The sequence below is a fragment of the Ensifer meliloti genome, from assembly GCF_030064585.1.
Classification (GTDB): domain Bacteria; phylum Pseudomonadota; class Alphaproteobacteria; order Rhizobiales; family Rhizobiaceae; genus Sinorhizobium; species Sinorhizobium meliloti.
Window position 1 is genome coordinate 1,389,234 of record NZ_CP120365.1, and the last position, 14,093, is coordinate 1,403,326.

The 14,093-nt window shown below is 63.5% G+C and carries 12 protein-coding genes; 4 read left to right on the forward strand and 8 right to left on the reverse strand.

The genetic code is table 11. The features are described from left to right. Position 1 precedes the first annotated feature (1 nt). The 6 genes from PZL22_RS13850 to PZL22_RS13875 form a co-directional block, all read right to left on the reverse strand. Positions 2 to 775, reverse strand: coding sequence for an L-iditol 2-dehydrogenase (locus PZL22_RS13850; protein ID WP_003525570.1), 774 nt, complete (start codon positions 773 to 775; stop codon positions 2 to 4). Beyond that, on the reverse strand, positions 772 to 1,773 hold the full coding sequence (locus PZL22_RS13855; RefSeq protein WP_003525573.1) for an ABC transporter ATP-binding protein: 1,002 nt from the start codon (positions 1,771 to 1,773) through the stop codon (positions 772 to 774). The genes PZL22_RS13850 and PZL22_RS13855 overlap by 4 nt, the downstream gene beginning before the upstream one ends. A gap of 30 nt (positions 1,774 to 1,803) precedes the next feature. Then, complete coding sequence (locus PZL22_RS13860) at positions 1,804 to 2,634, reverse strand: carbohydrate ABC transporter permease (RefSeq protein WP_003525575.1); 831 nt, start codon at positions 2,632 to 2,634, stop codon at positions 1,804 to 1,806. Positions 2,635 to 2,639: 5 nt separating this feature from the next. Next, positions 2,640 to 3,512: a carbohydrate ABC transporter permease gene (locus PZL22_RS13865; RefSeq protein WP_003525576.1), complete on the reverse strand. Its 873-nt coding sequence runs from the start codon at positions 3,510 to 3,512 to the stop codon at positions 2,640 to 2,642. A gap of 190 nt (positions 3,513 to 3,702) precedes the next feature. Continuing rightward, positions 3,703 to 5,013: an ABC transporter substrate-binding protein gene (locus tag PZL22_RS13870; RefSeq protein WP_003525578.1), complete on the reverse strand. Its 1,311-nt coding sequence runs from the start codon at positions 5,011 to 5,013 to the stop codon at positions 3,703 to 3,705. Between the two features lie 193 nt (positions 5,014 to 5,206). After that, positions 5,207 to 6,160 carry a sugar-binding transcriptional regulator gene (locus PZL22_RS13875; protein ID WP_003525579.1) on the reverse strand — a complete coding sequence of 318 codons (954 nt, stop codon included), beginning with the start codon at positions 6,158 to 6,160 and terminating at the stop codon, positions 5,207 to 5,209. 198 nt (positions 6,161 to 6,358) lie between these two features. Between PZL22_RS13875 and PZL22_RS13880 the strand changes: the two genes are divergently transcribed. After that, positions 6,359 to 7,720, forward strand: a complete 1,362-nt coding sequence (locus PZL22_RS13880; RefSeq protein WP_003525581.1) for an NAD(P)-dependent oxidoreductase — start codon at positions 6,359 to 6,361, stop codon at positions 7,718 to 7,720. A 30-nt stretch (positions 7,721 to 7,750) separates the two neighbouring features. Continuing rightward, entirely contained in the window at positions 7,751 to 9,064 is a 1,314-nt protein-coding gene (preA, locus tag PZL22_RS13885; RefSeq protein ID WP_010969942.1) for an NAD-dependent dihydropyrimidine dehydrogenase subunit PreA, read from the forward strand. A gap of 64 nt (positions 9,065 to 9,128) precedes the next feature. Here the strand turns inward: preA and PZL22_RS13890 are convergent, their stop codons facing one another. Beyond that, complete coding sequence (locus PZL22_RS13890) at positions 9,129 to 10,151, reverse strand: zinc-dependent alcohol dehydrogenase family protein (RefSeq protein WP_033048156.1); 1,023 nt, start codon at positions 10,149 to 10,151, stop codon at positions 9,129 to 9,131. A gap of 103 nt (positions 10,152 to 10,254) precedes the next feature. Here PZL22_RS13890 and PZL22_RS13895 point away from each other — a divergent pair, with 103 nt between their 5' ends. Together PZL22_RS13895 and cyaC are read left to right on the forward strand one after the other, a co-directional pair. After that, on the forward strand, positions 10,255 to 11,154 hold the full coding sequence (locus PZL22_RS13895; protein WP_003525586.1) for a LysR substrate-binding domain-containing protein: 900 nt from the start codon (positions 10,255 to 10,257) through the stop codon (positions 11,152 to 11,154). Between the two features lie 147 nt (positions 11,155 to 11,301). Further along, positions 11,302 to 12,975 carry an adenylate cyclase CyaC gene (gene cyaC / locus PZL22_RS13900; RefSeq protein WP_003525588.1) on the forward strand — a complete coding sequence of 558 codons (1,674 nt, stop codon included), beginning with the start codon at positions 11,302 to 11,304 and terminating at the stop codon, positions 12,973 to 12,975. 394 nt (positions 12,976 to 13,369) lie between these two features. On the opposite strand, the gene rutR is transcribed toward cyaC, so the two are convergent. Next, positions 13,370 to 14,011, reverse strand: coding sequence for an HTH-type transcriptional regulator RutR (gene rutR / locus PZL22_RS13905; RefSeq protein ID WP_003525590.1), 642 nt, complete (start codon positions 14,009 to 14,011; stop codon positions 13,370 to 13,372). Between the last annotated feature and the right edge of the window lie 82 nt (positions 14,012 to 14,093).

Consider the following 14,093-nt stretch of genomic DNA (forward strand, 5'->3'; position numbering starts at 1 on the left):
CTCAGCTCATCCAGTTGCCGCCATCGACGTTATAGGTCTGCGAGACGATGTAGTCGCTTTCCGCCGAGGCGAGGAAGATCGCCATGCCGGTCAGGTCCTCTGCGGTACCCATGCGCCCGAAGGGAACGGCCTCGCCCACCAACCGCTTCTTCTCGCCGCGCGGACGGTTCTCGTATCTGGCGAAAAGCGCGTCGACGCCGTCCCAGTGCTCACCGTCGACGACGCCGGGAGCGATGGCGTTGACGTTGATGCGGTGCTTGATGAGATCGAGACCGGCCGACTGGGTTAGGCTGATGACTGCAGCCTTCGTGGCGCAATAGATCGCCACCAGAGCTTCCCCGCGCCTGCCCGCCTGGCTCGCCATGTTGATGATCTTGCCGCCCCTGCCCTGCGCGATCATCTGCCTGGCGGCCGCCTGCAACGTGAAGAGCGTGCCGGCGACATTGATCGCGAACAGTTTTTCGTAGCTCTCGCGGGTGATCTCGACGATCGGCGCGAGGTCGAAGAGCGCGGCATTGTTGACGAGGATGTCTAGCCCGCCGGCATGTTCGACAGTCGCGGCGATCGCGGCGTCGATGGAGTCCTGCCGGGTCACATCCATTTGGACCGCATAGGCCGCGGGCCCGATCTCCGCCGCCGCCTGTCTCGCCCGCTCGATATCGATGTCGGCGATGGCGACCGTGGCGCCCTCGCGCACGTAGGCTTCGGCAAAAGCGCGGCCGATACCCCGCGCCGATCCGGTGATCAGCGCGCTCTTTCCTTCAAGACGTTTCATCGAATTGCCAGTCCCTTTTCATCGAACCTGTGGAGGCGCTCAGCATCGGGCGTCAGGTAGACCTGATCGCCATGGGTCACCGCGAAGTCGCCGCCGACGCGCGCCGTCAAAGTACCGATGCCGTCGGCGTTCACGTGCAGGAAGGTGTCCGAGCCGAGATGCTCGGCCACTCCCACCGTGCCCCGCCATGTGCCCTGATCCTTCGAAAGGGCAATATGCTCCGGGCGGATGCCGATCGTGTGGGCCTGATGGGCCGCGGCCGGCGCACCGGTGACGAAATTCATCTTCGGCGACCCGATGAAACCGGCGACGAAGAGATTGTCTGGCCTGCGGTAGAGGTCGAGGGGCGAGCCCACCTGCTCGATGCGGCCGCGGTTGAGCACGACGATCTTGTCGGCCATGGTCATGGCCTCCACCTGGTCGTGCGTCACATAGACCATCGTCGTCTTCAGTTGCTGGTGAAGCTGGCTGATCTCCAGTCGCATGTTGACCCGCAGCGCGGCGTCGAGGTTAGACAGCGGCTCGTCGAAAAGGAAGGCTTCCGGCTGGCGGACGATCGCCCGGCCGATCGCGACGCGCTGGCGCTGGCCGCCGGAAAGCTGGCGGGGCTTGCGGTCGAGATAGTCGGTGAGGTTCAGGACGCGCGCCGCGTCCTCGACCTTCTTGTCGATCGAGGCCTTGTCCTCACCCGCCATCTTCAGCGGAAAGGCGATGTTGGAGCGCACGCTCATATGCGGATAGAGCGCGTAGGACTGGAACACCATCGAAAGCCCGCGCCTTGCCGGCGGCAGCTCGGTGGCGTTCCGGCCGTCGATGACGATCTCGCCATCGCTGACGTCCTCCAGTCCCGCGATCAGCCTCAGAAGCGTGGACTTGCCGCAGCCCGAGGGGCCGACGAAGACGACAAACTCGCCGTCGGTGATATCGAGGTCTATCGAGGGGATGACGGCGTGGGCGCCGAAGACCTTCGATACGTTCTTGAGAGTGATGCTTCCCATGGTCTTACCCTTATTTGAACCGCGTCGGCCTTATTTGACTGCGCCGAAAGTGAGGCCGCGCACGAGCTGTTTTTGCGAGAACCAGCCGAGAATGAGGATGGGTGCGATCGCCATCGTGGAGGCCGCAGACAGCTTGGCGTAGAAGAGACCCTCCGGGCTCGAATAGGAGGCGATGAACGCGGTGAGCGGCGCGGCTTTCGCGGCGCTCAGATTCAAGGTCCAGAACGCTTCGTTCCAGGCAAGGATGATGTTGAGCAGCAGCGTCGAGGCGATGCCGGGGATCGCCATCGGCGTCAGCACATAGATGATCTCCTTGGAGAGCGAGGCGCCGTCCATGCGCGCCGCTTCGAGGATCTCGCCGGGGATCTCCTTGAAATAGGTGTAGAGCATCCAGATGATGATCGGCAGATTGATCAGCGTCAGCACGATCACGAGCCCTGTGCGCGTGTCGAGCAGTCCCCAGTTGCGGAATATCAGATACATCGGCACCAGCACGCCGACCGGCGGCATCATCTTGGTGGAGAGCATCCACATCAGCACATCCTTGGTGCGCTTCGTCGGCGAGAACGCCATCGCCCAGGCCGACGGGATCGCGATCAACAGGCCGAGCAGGGTCGAGCCGAAGGATACGATCACCGAATTCATGAAGTGCTTCAGGTAATCCGACCGGCTCTGCACCTCGGAATAGTTCTCGGTCGTCCAGTCGAAGAAGAGGAAGACCGGCGGAGAGGCGATCGCCTGGGCTTCCGTCTTGAAGCTCGTCAGGAAGGTCCAGAGGATCGGAAAGAAGATCAGGATTCCGATCGTCCAGGCCACCACGGTCGTGATGAGCTTGCGCCCGGTAGAGACGTTGCGTGCCATGGGTCTCAAGCCTCCAGCGTCTTGCCGATCATGCGCATCAGGAAGAATGCGACGATGTTGGCGAGGATGACCGCGATGATCCCGCCCGCCGAGGCGCCGCCCACATCGAACTGCAGAAGGGCTTGGGCGTAGACCAGGAATGTGAGATTCGTGCTCTGCGTACCCGGACCGCCATTGGTGGTGACGAGGATCTCGGCGAAGACCGACAGCAGGAAGATCGTCTGGATCAGGATGACCACCGTGATCGCCCGTGAGAGATGCGGCAGGACGAGATAGATGAAGCGGCTTACCGCGCCTGCGCCGTCCATCTGTGCGGCTTCCTTCTGCTCCTCGTCGAGCGACTGCAGCGCCGTCAGCAGGATGAGCGTGGCGAAAGGCAGCCATTGCCAGGCGACGATCAGAATGATCGAGAGAAGCGGCGCATTGGCAAGAAAATCGAAGGGCTGCAATCCGAGAAGCTTGGCAAGCCAGGCGAAAAGCCCATTCACGGGATTCATGAACATGTTCTTCCAGACCAGCGCCGCCACCGTCGGCATGATGAGGAAGGGCGCGATCACCAGGATGCGCACGATCCCCTGCCCGAACATCGGCTGGTCGAGAAGAAGCGCCAGCCCGATGCCGCCGACCACGGTGATGAAGAGCACGCCGAGAACGATGGCGAGCGTGTTGAATATCGCCTGGAAGAAGGCCGGGTCGGTGAGGAAATAGGTGTAATTCGTAAGCCCCGCGAACTCCTCCATTCCCGGCATCAGCAGGTTGTAGCGCAGCAGCGAGAAATAGATCGTCATGGCCAGCGGCACGATCATCCAGGCCAGGAGCAGGAGCACCGAGGGCGCGATCATCAGTCGCGCGGCGGAGCGGGTGTGCAAGGTCGCCATGGCGTCCCCCGTGTGAAGTCGACGCGGTTCTTCAAAAACGGCAAGCGTATCGCCATGCGAACGCGCGCCATGAATCGGAAAAGTCAGAGCGGAACGCGGATCGAAGGCGGGTTTGCCCCTTTCCCCGTCCCGCTCTGGAGGTAGCCGGAGCGTTCACTGTTTCCAGCAGACGCTCCGGCTCCTTGGGAACTCACTTGATGTAGCCGGCCTTGGTCATTTCGCGGGTCGACAGCTGCTGCGCGCTGGCAAGCGCCTGATCCACGCTCATCTGACCGGCCAGGGCCGCCGAGAACACCTGCCCGACCGCCGTGCCGAGGCCCTGGAATTCCGGGATCGCCACGAACTGGACGCCGACATAGGGCACCGGCTTCACCGCCGGGTTCTTGGGGTCGGCGGCATTGATCGAGTCCAGGGTCATCTTCGCGAAGGGCGCCGCCTTCTGGTACTCCGGGTTCTCATAGAGCGAGGTGCGGGTACCGGGAGGAACGTTCGCCCAGCCTTCCTTCTCGGCAACGAGCTTCAGATAATCCTTGCCCGTCGCCCAGGCGATGAACTTCTGCGCCGACTCGGCCTTCTGCGATCCTGCCGGAATGGCGAGGTTCCAGGCCCAGAGCCAGTTGCCGCGCTTGCCGAGGCCGGTGTCTGGAGCGAGCGCGAAACCGACCTTGTCGGCGACGGTCGACTCCTTCGGATTGGTCACGAAGGAGGCGGCGACGGTCGCGTCGATCCACATGCCGCACTTGCCGGTCTGGAACAGCGACAGGTTCTCGTTGAAGCCGTTGGACGAGGCGCCGGGCGGGCCTGCGTCATTCATCAGCTTGACGTAGAAGTCGAGTGCGTTCTTCCATTCCGGCTGATCGAACTGCGGCTTCCAGTTCTCGTCGAACCAGCGGGCGCCGAAGGCGTTTGCGGTGGCCGTCAGGAAAGCCATGTTCTCGCCCCAGCCGGCCTTGCCGCGCAGGCAGATACCGTAGATCTCGTTGCCCTTGTCGGTGATCTTGCGGGCCGCATCGGCGATGAAATCCCAGGTCGGCGCATCGGGCATGGTCAGACCGGCCTTCTCGAACAGGTCCTTGCGGTACATGACCATCGAGCTCTCGCCGTAGAACGGTGCTGCATAGAGCTTGCCGTCGATGGTCAGGCCGCTGCGGATCGCCGGCAGAAGGTCGTCGACGTCGTATTCGGGACCGAGATCGTCGAGCGGCAGGAGCCAGCCCTGCTTCGCCCAGATCGGCACCTCATAGGTGCCGATCGTCATGATGTCGTACTGACCGCCCTTGGTCGCGATGTCGGTCGTGACGCGCTGGCGTAGCACGTTTTCCTCGAGAGTGACCCACTCAAGCTGGATGTCCGGATTTTTCGACGTGAAATCGTCCGTCAGCTTCTGCATCCGGATCATGTCGCCGTTGTTCACGGTGGCAATGGTCAGGGTCTCCGCTTGGGCCAGACCCGCCAGAGCAACTGCCGAGCACGTGCCCAGCAGGAAAGTTCTCAAATTCATCGACTTCCTCCCAGAAGAAATTGAGCATTTGCCTTGCTCGTGAGCAATTACTCACCGATTGAGCTGAAATGTCAATCCGCATTTGTCGCCGCGATGCGCGGGAGCGGCTAAGAAGATGTTTTAGCTTCGCATTTTTTACGGAGATTTCGGGAGAAGCGCGTCGATGCCGCGGTCCCGCGACCGGCTGCGCGATCTAGACCCGGAGCAGATAGTCGGCCGTAGCCTCATCGGTGACGAGACCGTTGATGATCCTGCCCTTGAGTGCGGCGCGCAGCGCCTCGTGTTTGCGCCTGCCCTTGGCGATGCCGATGACCGACGCGCGGTCGCGCGGCGGCAGCGGAACCGAGGCGACGCGCTCATTGATGCTGTCGGGCAGGAGCACGCCTTCGTGGTCGAACATCCAACCGCAGATTTCGCCGGCAGCGCCCGCCGCCATCAGCCGTGCCATTTCATCGCGCGCCAGGAACCCGTCTTCGCAAAGCGGCGCGTCGGGCCCGAGTTCGCCGACGCCCACGAAGGCAGCGTCCGCCTCGGCGCCGAGTTCCAGGGCGATCTGCACCAGGCTCTGCTTGTGCAGGACTTCCCGCTCTTCCGGCGAGGAGACGAGAACCGGCAAGGGCATGGGAAAATGCCGCGCCTTGATCGTGTCCGCCATGCTGAAGATGACGTTGTAATAGGCGGCCGACCCGTCGAGCCGGATATTGCCGGTGAGCGAAACGATACGGTGCTGCGGGCATTCCATCGATGGCAGCTGGTCGATGGTCGCCTTCAGCGTCCGGCCCGTGCCGATCGCCAGCACCACGGGCTCGGCCGATTTCAGCCATCGCTCGATTTCCGCCGCCCCGGCCTCGGCGATGCCCACGGTGGTCGAATCGGAACCTGGATCGCTCGGGACGACGTCGACATGCTTGAGATCGTATTTTTCCTTGAGACGCGCCGCCATTTCGAGGCAGGCGGCGATCGGATGGTCCAGGCGCACCTTGATCAGCCGCTCGGCCATGGCAAGCGACACGAGGCGTTGTGCCGATTGCCGGGAAATTCCCATCACCGACGCAATCTCGTCCTGCGTACGGCCGGCGACATAATAGAGCCAGCCTGCGCGGGCTGCGTCGTCCAGCCTGTTGCTGCTTTCCGCCTTGCGTGCCATCGACTGCTCCCTTCCCTTGATTTGCTGCCACTATTTTCCATGCGCTGTCAAACGGGGGGAGATGTGCGCCGCACCTTGCCGCCGGCAAGGTCCGGTTTTTCAGGCTTTTACGCCGGTTTGGAAGGAAATTTTACCGTTTGATAAAAAAATAAAGCATGTTACCGTTCCCTCATCCTGAGAAAACATTGGGAGCCAAAAATGGGAACGACGCAATCTGGGATTCTCGGCGGGCGGCTGCCGCTTGCCGAGTACGAAGCCAATTTCTCCGACCTTCATCCGTCGCTCGACAGGCACGAGGCGCTGGTCGCCGCCGACCGCTGTTATTTCTGTCATGACGCGCCCTGCATGACCGCCTGTCCGACCTCCATCGACATCCCGCTCTTCATTCGCCAGATCGCGACGGGCAATCCGATCGGCTCGGCGAAGACGATCTTCGACCAGAACATACTGGGCGGCATGTGCGCCCGCGTCTGTCCCACCGAGACGCTCTGCGAAGAGGCCTGCGTACGCAACACGGCCGAGGAGCGGCCGGTCGAAATCGGCCGCCTGCAGCGCTACGCGACGGACATCGCCATGCGGGAGAACAAGCAGTTCTATTCGCGCGCCGCTCGTTCCGGCCGCAGGGTCGCCGTCGTCGGCGCCGGGCCGGCGGGGCTCGCCTGCGCGCATCGGCTGGCCGTGAAAGGCCACGACGTGGTGATCTACGATGCGCGCGAAAAATCCGGCGGCCTCAACGAATACGGCATCGCCGCCTATAAGGCGGTCGACGACTTCGCCCAGAGAGAGGTGGAATACGTGCTTTCGGTCGGCGGCATCGAGGTCAGCCACGGCAAGGCGCTCGGCCGCGACTTCTCTCTTGCCGATCTGGCGGAAGAATTCGATGCCGTCTTTCTCGGCCTCGGTCTTGCAGGTGTCAATGCACTGCGGATCGAAGGCGAGAATGCCGAAGGCGTCGAGGACGCCGTCGACTTCATCGCCGCACTTCGCCAGTCGAAGACAAAAGCCGACATTCCGGTCGGCCGGCGCGTCGTGGTGCTCGGCGGCGGCATGACTGCGATCGACGCGGCCGTCCAGGCGAAGCTGCTCGGCGCCGAGGAAGTGACGATCTGCTATCGCCGCGGCAAGGAGCACATGAACGCCTCGGAATTCGAGCAGGACCTTGCGGCTTCCAAGGGCGTCACCATCCGCCACTGGCTGCAGCCGAAGCGCATCGCCGTCAAGGATGGCCGGGTCGCCGGCATCGAACTCGACTACACCACGCTTGAAAAAGGGAAGCTGACAACGACCGGCGAGACCGGAATCATTGCCGCCGACCAGATCTTCAAGGCCATCGGCCAGGCCTTCGAGGCCTCCGGCCTCGGCGCCCTTCGCATGGAAAGCGGACGCATCGTCGTCGATTCGGAAGGACGCACCTCGCTGGAAAAGGTCTGGGCCGGCGGTGACTGCGTGCTCGGGGGCGAGGACCTCACCGTTTCGGCCGTCGCGATGGGACGCGATGCCGCCGGATCGATCGACCGGGCTTTCGCCGTGGGTCAGCCGCTGGCGAGCGCCGTTGCTTGAAAGCAGAACAGGATCGAGAGGACGAGAACAATGGCTGATCTTCGCAACAATTTTGTCGGCATCAAATCCCCGAACCCGTTCTGGCTCGCCTCGGCGCCGCCGACGGACAAGGCCTACAACGTCGAGCGCGCCTTCAAGGCGGGCTGGGGCGGCGTCGTCTGGAAGACGCTCGGGGAAGAAGGACCGCCGGTGGTCAATGTCAACGGCCCGCGCTACGGCGCGATCTGGGGCGCCGACCGGCGGCTGCTGGGTTTCAACAATATCGAACTCATTACCGACCGCGATCTCTATGTGAACCTGCGCGAAATGAAGCAGGTGAAGATGAACTGGCCGGATCGAGCCCTGATCGCCTCGATCATGGTGCCTTGCGAGGAGAACGCCTGGAAGGCGATCCTGCCGCTGGTCGAGGAGACCGGCGCCGACGGCATCGAGCTCAATTTCGGCTGTCCGCACGGCATGTCCGAGCGCGGTATGGGCTCGGCGGTAGGCCAGGTGCCGGAATATATCGAAATGGTGGTGCGCTGGTGCAAGCAATACACGCGCATGCCTGTCATCACCAAGCTTACACCGAACATCACCGACATCCGCAAGCCCGCCCGCGCTGCCAAGGCCGGCGGCACCGACGCGGTGTCGCTCATCAACACCATCAACTCCATCACCGGCGTCAACCTTGACACTTTCTCGCCGGAGCCCTCGATCGACGGCCGCGGCAGTCATGGCGGTTATTGCGGCCCGGCCGTGAAGCCGATCGCGCTCAACATGGTGGCCGAGATCGCCCGTGATCCGGAGACCTACGGCCTGCCGATTTCGGGCATCGGCGGCGTGACCACCTGGCGGGATGCGGCCGAATTCATGGCGCTCGGCGCCGGCAACGTACAGGTCTGCACTGCCGCAATGACCTATGGCTTCAAGATCGTCCAGGAGATGATCACCGGCCTCTCCGACTGGATGGATGCCAAGGGCCATCGGACGCTCGACGACATCAGCGGCCGAGCCGTCCCGAACGTCACCGACTGGCAATATCTCAACCTCAACTATATCGCCAAGGCGAAGATCGATCAGGACGCCTGCATCAAATGCGGCCGCTGTCATATCGCCTGCGAGGACACTTCGCATCAGGCAATCACCCAATTCGTCAATGGCGTGCGCCATTTCGAGGTGATCGAGGAGGAATGCGTCGGCTGCAACCTCTGCGTCAATGTCTGTCCGGTGGAGAACTGCATCACCATGGAGCCGCTCGCGGCCGGCACACTCGACCGGCGCACCGGGAAACCGGTCGACCCGAACTACGCCAACTGGACGACCCATCCGAACAACCCGATGGCCCGCCAGGCCGCCGAGTGAAGGACGTACAAGTCAGACCGGAAGGCCGCCGGCATCGCCGGCGGCCTTCCGCGTTCCTATCGCGTCAAAACTCTATCACCACCTTGCCGAAGGGGCCGCGGTCAAGATGTGCGAGGGCCTCGGGGACCTCGGTGAACTTGTAACGCATGTCGATGACGGGCTTCAGTCCAAGGCGGTCGACGGCCCCGACCAGATCTTCGAGCGCTCTGCGGTGACCGACGCTGATACCCTGCACGACGGGAGACTTCAGGAGAAGCGGCCCGACCGGGCCTGAGACCTCGAAGCCCTCGAGCACGCCGATCACCGAGATGCGCCCGTCCGGCGCGACCGCTTTCAGGGACTGGCCGAGCCCGGCGCCGCCGGCGATCTCCAGAATGTGGTCGGCGCCACGGTCCCCGGTCAGCGCATAGACGCGCTCCACCCAGTCCTCCTCCAGGCGATTGATGCCGTGATCGGCACCGAGCGCGAAAGCCCGATCGAGCTTTTCGCGGCTGCTCGAGGTCACGATGACCTCGGCTCCGGTCGCCTTTGCGATCTGCAATCCGAACAGCGCAACGCCGCCGGTACCCTGCACGACGACACGGTCGCCCGCCCGCAAATGACCCTTCTCGACAAGAGCGAACCAGGCGGTCAGCCCCGCACAGGGCAAGGTACTCGCCTCCGCCGCGTCGAGACTCTTCGGCGCTGCGACGAACCAGCCTTCAGGGAGAACCACATATTCCGACAGGACGCCCGGATGCGCGCCTCCGAGCGTCTCATAGGCAGGCGTCCTGCCGGTGCCGGGTCGTAAGCCGTCAAGCCATCCGGGGGCGAATGTGGAGATCACGCGATCGCCCGGCCGGAAACGCGTTACGCTCTTGCCGACGGCCTCGACCACTCCGCTCATATCCGAGGCCGGCACGAAGGGAAAAGCGAGATCGAGCCCCATGCCGGTCTCGAGTACCAGTTTGTCGCGATAGTTGAGCGATACGGCAAGCGTGCGCACGATTATATCGTGTTCGCCGGCCTCCGGCACCGGCCGTTCGGCAAGCTTGAGATCGTGGGGGCCCACCGTCTCCGTGCTCCATTCCTGCATCCATTTGGACATGCTCGTTCCTTTCATCTGTTGCGGTAAGGCGAGCATACTGTTGAATATTCTTCTTCGGTTGCGATATGATTTCCCATCGTTGGTTCCCCGGAGGACGCAATACATGGAGCGCTTCGACGGCATTTCGGTTTTCGTGGAAGTTGCCGATGCCGGTGGCTTTTCCGCCGCCGCCGCCCGGCTCAATCTTTCGCGCTCGGCCGTGGGCAAGACGGTCTCCCGGCTCGAACGGCGGCTCGGCGTGCGCCTCTTCCATCGCACCACACGGACGCAGAGTCTCACCGAAGAAGGGCAGCTCTTCTACGAGAGCTGCCAAAAAGCGCTCGGCGAAATCAGAACGGCCGAAGACCTCCTCGAATCCGGGAGGCGGGAAATTCGCGGCCGCCTGCGCATCTCGATGCCGGTCCTCTTCGGCCGCCAATGCGTGGCGCCGCTGCTTCGCGACCTGTTGCGGTCGCATCCCCGTCTGGAGTTCGATCTCTCCTTCAATGACCGGGTCATAGACCTTCTCGACGAGGGCTTCGATCTGGCCATCCGCAACAGCCCCCTCGGTAACGGCTCAGGCCTGATGATGCGCACGGTGGCGGAACAGCGGATGACCGTCTGCGCCTCCCCTGCCTATCTCGAAGCGCACGGCATGCCGAGGACGGTGGCCGAACTCGCCGCACATGAAGGCATCGTCTACGCCCGCGGAGGCGAGCCGCTATCCTGGTCCTTTCCGTCCGACGGCAAGGCGGCGGAAATCGTGCTGCCGCAAACGCGGCTGAGGCTCGACGATCTCGCCGCAATCGCCGATGCGGCTGCCGCCGGCCACGGCCTTGCCTGGCTGCCTTGCTGGCTGGTGCGCGAGCGCGTGCAGAAAGGCGAACTTGTCCGTGTCCTCACCGACCGGCCGGGTCTGATCTTCAAGGCCCATGCAGTCTGGCCGCGAACGCAACACATGCTGCCGAAGCTGCGGGTGGTGATCGACAAACTCGCCGCTGGATTGCCGCGCATCATGGAGTAGGACGGCATGGGAACACGCACTCCGCGCAACACCCGAAAAGCGAAACAGTTCGTTTAGAAAACGTAAGTTGCCGGCACCCATGATCTGGTAAATAAGGAGGACACCGAAGCGAGCCGCTCCAAGGCCGCCAGACCCAGGCAAGTTTGTTTGACGATCCTATCCGCCAGCACGCGCAAGAAGATGCACCTGATCTCAGGGGCCGTACTCGGCGTTTTCGTGCTCTTGCACTTCTCGAATCACGCGCTCGGGCTCGTCTCGATCGATGCGATGGAAACGGGCCGGCGGATATTCACCTCGGTTTGGCAGAGCATTCCCGGAACGACCCTCCTCTACGGCGCGCTGCTGCTGCATTTCCTGATGGCGCTCGACAGTCTCTACCGGCGGCAAACGTTCCGCATGCCTGTCGGCGAAGCCCTGAAGATCATCTTCGGCCTGAGTCTGCCCTTTCTGCTCGTGCCTCACGTGGTCGCCGCCCGCGTGGAGCCGCTTCTTTCAGGTGTTTATCCCGACTACCCCGCGATCCTGCGCACCCTCTGGTCAAGCTCGTTCAACACCTCTCGTCAGTCGCTTGCGCTCATCGTCGTCTGGGGTCACGCCTGTCTTGGCGCCTGGTTCTGGATGCGAGGGCGCGCCTGGTTTCCGAAATACGAAACGCTGCTCTATACCGTCGCCCTGCTGGTGCCGATCTTCGCACTGCTCGGCTTCGTCAACGGCGCCCGTTCGCTGGAGCGCGACTACGCGGAACATGGCGGTTACGGCGACAGGGCCTATTCCAGCCAGGCGCCTCGCGTCGACCCTACCCTCCTCGATAAGATCAGGCTTGCATTCTATGGCGGCTTCGCAAGCCTGATCGGCGGCACCCTCGTTCTGCGCGCCCTGCCGGCGCGCGGCCGTATTCGCATTCGTTATCCGGACGGCCGGGTCGCCGCCGTCAGCCTCGGCTTCAGCGTTCTGGAGGCCAGCCGGGCGGCCGGAATTCCTCATGTTTCCGTCTGCGGCGGGCGCGGGCGCTGTTCCACCTGTCGCGTGCGGATAACGCAGGGGCTCGAAGGCCAGCCGCCGCCGGAAGCTGCAGAACTCGCGACGCTGACCCGCATCGGCGCTCCCGAGAACGTACGCCTCGCCTGCCAGTTCCGCCCCGTGCACAATGTGAGCGTCGTGCCCATCCTCGACACCGACAGCCTCGGGATCAAGACGCAGCTTGCCCGCCAGAACGCCGGCGGACGCGAGCGCCGTGTCGCCGTGCTCTTCTGCGACCTGCGTGATTTCACCCGCATCGCCGAGCACCGGTTGCCCTACGACACGGTCTTTCTGCTCAACCGCTATTTCGAAGTCGTCGGCGAAGCCGTCGAAGGTTCCGGTGGCGTCGTCGACAAGTTCATCGGCGACGGGGCGCTCGCGATCTTCGGACTGAAGACCCCTCTGCCGGAGGCCTGCCGCCAGGCACTTTCGGCCGCCGCCCGGTTGTCGCAGGGAATCCGGGCGCTCAACCAGACCTTCGAAGGGGAGCTCGAGCAGCCACTGAGGCTCGCCATCGGCCTCCACGCGGGCCCGGCAATCATCGGCGAAATGGGCTACGGCCAGGCAACCTCGCTCACGGTCGTCGGCGACACGATCAATACGGCGAGCCGGCTGGAAGGCCTCGCGAAGGAGCACGACGTCGAGCTTGCCGTTTCCGCCGAACTGGTCGAGCGCGCCGGCCTCAGCTTCGAAGGCCACAGACGGCTGGAAATCGGCCTGCGGGGCCGCAAGGCGACTCTGGAAATCTGGATCATCGGTGACGCGGCGCAGCTCTCGCTTTCGCTGCCGATGCAGGGTTGACCAGCCCCGATTTGCCCCTCACCCACTCCCCTCGCGCGGGAGAGAGGGGACGGAGAGACGCAAGACGCGAGCCGCGAGTCCCTTCTCCCCGTCGAAAGCCTACGGCATGCACATATCTCTTGCGCGCCGGGGCGGCGGATACTGCTCATGAAGGGGATCCCTCGGGAACCCAACCGGCTCAACCCCGCTCGGTCTCTGTTGCCCCTCAACCGGCTGCCGCCACCTTCTCCCCGCAGGCGGGGAGAAGGGATATGCCGCGCCCGCTCGCTCCCTCGGGCGGGCGGTGAATGCGGGGTTCAGTCGGCGCCGCTTGTCCCTTCTCCCCGCCTGCGGGGAGAAGGTGGCGGCAGCCGGATGAGGGGCATGCCGCAAAGCTTCTCGCCAAAAAAAGCCCCTACTCCCGCACCTGCAGCCCGTCGACGAACAGCCGCTCTAGAAAGCGTGCGGCGTCCTCGAAGCGCCCCTCGCCGGCATTCTCCTGGCCGAGCACGGCGCGCACCTGAACGTCGAAGTCGGCATAGTGCTGCGTCGTCGACCAGATGGCGAAGATCAAGTGATAAGGGTCGCATTTTGCGATCTTGCCCGCCTTGGCCCAGCTGCGGATGACCTCGGCCTTCTCGTCCACCAGTTGCTTCAGCGGACCCTTGAGCTCGTCCACGATACGCGGGGCGCCCTGCAGGACCTCATTGGCGAACAGCCGGCTTTCGCGCGGGAAGTCGCGCGCCATTTCGAGCTTGCGGCGGATATAGCTGCGGATCTCGGCGACCGGGTTGCCCTCGGCATCGAACGCGCGCAGAGGATCGAGCCAGGTGTCGAGAACGCGGTCTATCAGCGCGCGATGCATCGCCTCTTTGGTGCGGAAATAATAGAGCAGGTTCGGCTTCGACATGCCCGCCACGTCAGCGATCTGATCGATCGTCGAACCGCGAAAGCCGTTTGCGGAAAACACCTCCAGCGCCGCCTCAAGGATCTGCTCCTCCTTCTCCTCCTGAATGCGCGTGCGCCTCTGGGTTCTAGCCGCTCTCGGAAGTACCATCTCGTCCCCTGTCCATACCCCCAGGCATATGACGTCCGGCGCGGGCTGCCCAAAAATCGGACGCGCCGTTTTTTTGAGCAAC

Excerpts from the sequence above, each read along its gene's own strand:
- PZL22_RS13850 (WP_003525570.1), bottom strand. The coding sequence starts at position 775 with ATGAAACGTCTTGAAGGAAAGAGCGCGCTGATCACCGGATCGGCGCGG.
- PZL22_RS13855 (WP_003525573.1), bottom strand. The coding sequence starts at position 1,773 with ATGGGAAGCATCACTCTCAAGAACGTATCGAAGGTCTTCGGCGCCCAC.
- PZL22_RS13860 (WP_003525575.1), bottom strand. The coding sequence starts at position 2,634 with ATGGCACGCAACGTCTCTACCGGGCGCAAGCTCATCACGACCGTGGTG.
- PZL22_RS13865 (WP_003525576.1), bottom strand. The coding sequence starts at position 3,512 with ATGGCGACCTTGCACACCCGCTCCGCCGCGCGACTGATGATCGCGCCC.
- PZL22_RS13870 (WP_003525578.1), bottom strand. The coding sequence starts at position 5,013 with ATGAATTTGAGAACTTTCCTGCTGGGCACGTGCTCGGCAGTTGCTCTG.
- PZL22_RS13875 (WP_003525579.1), bottom strand. The coding sequence starts at position 6,160 with ATGGCACGCAAGGCGGAAAGCAGCAACAGGCTGGACGACGCAGCCCGC.
- PZL22_RS13880 (WP_003525581.1), top strand. The coding sequence starts at position 6,359 with ATGGGAACGACGCAATCTGGGATTCTCGGCGGGCGGCTGCCGCTTGCC.
- preA (WP_010969942.1), top strand. The coding sequence starts at position 7,751 with ATGGCTGATCTTCGCAACAATTTTGTCGGCATCAAATCCCCGAACCCG.
- PZL22_RS13890 (WP_033048156.1), bottom strand. The coding sequence starts at position 10,151 with ATGTCCAAATGGATGCAGGAATGGAGCACGGAGACGGTGGGCCCCCAC.
- PZL22_RS13895 (WP_003525586.1), top strand. The coding sequence starts at position 10,255 with ATGGAGCGCTTCGACGGCATTTCGGTTTTCGTGGAAGTTGCCGATGCC.
- rutR (WP_003525590.1), bottom strand. The coding sequence starts at position 14,011 with ATGGTACTTCCGAGAGCGGCTAGAACCCAGAGGCGCACGCGCATTCAG.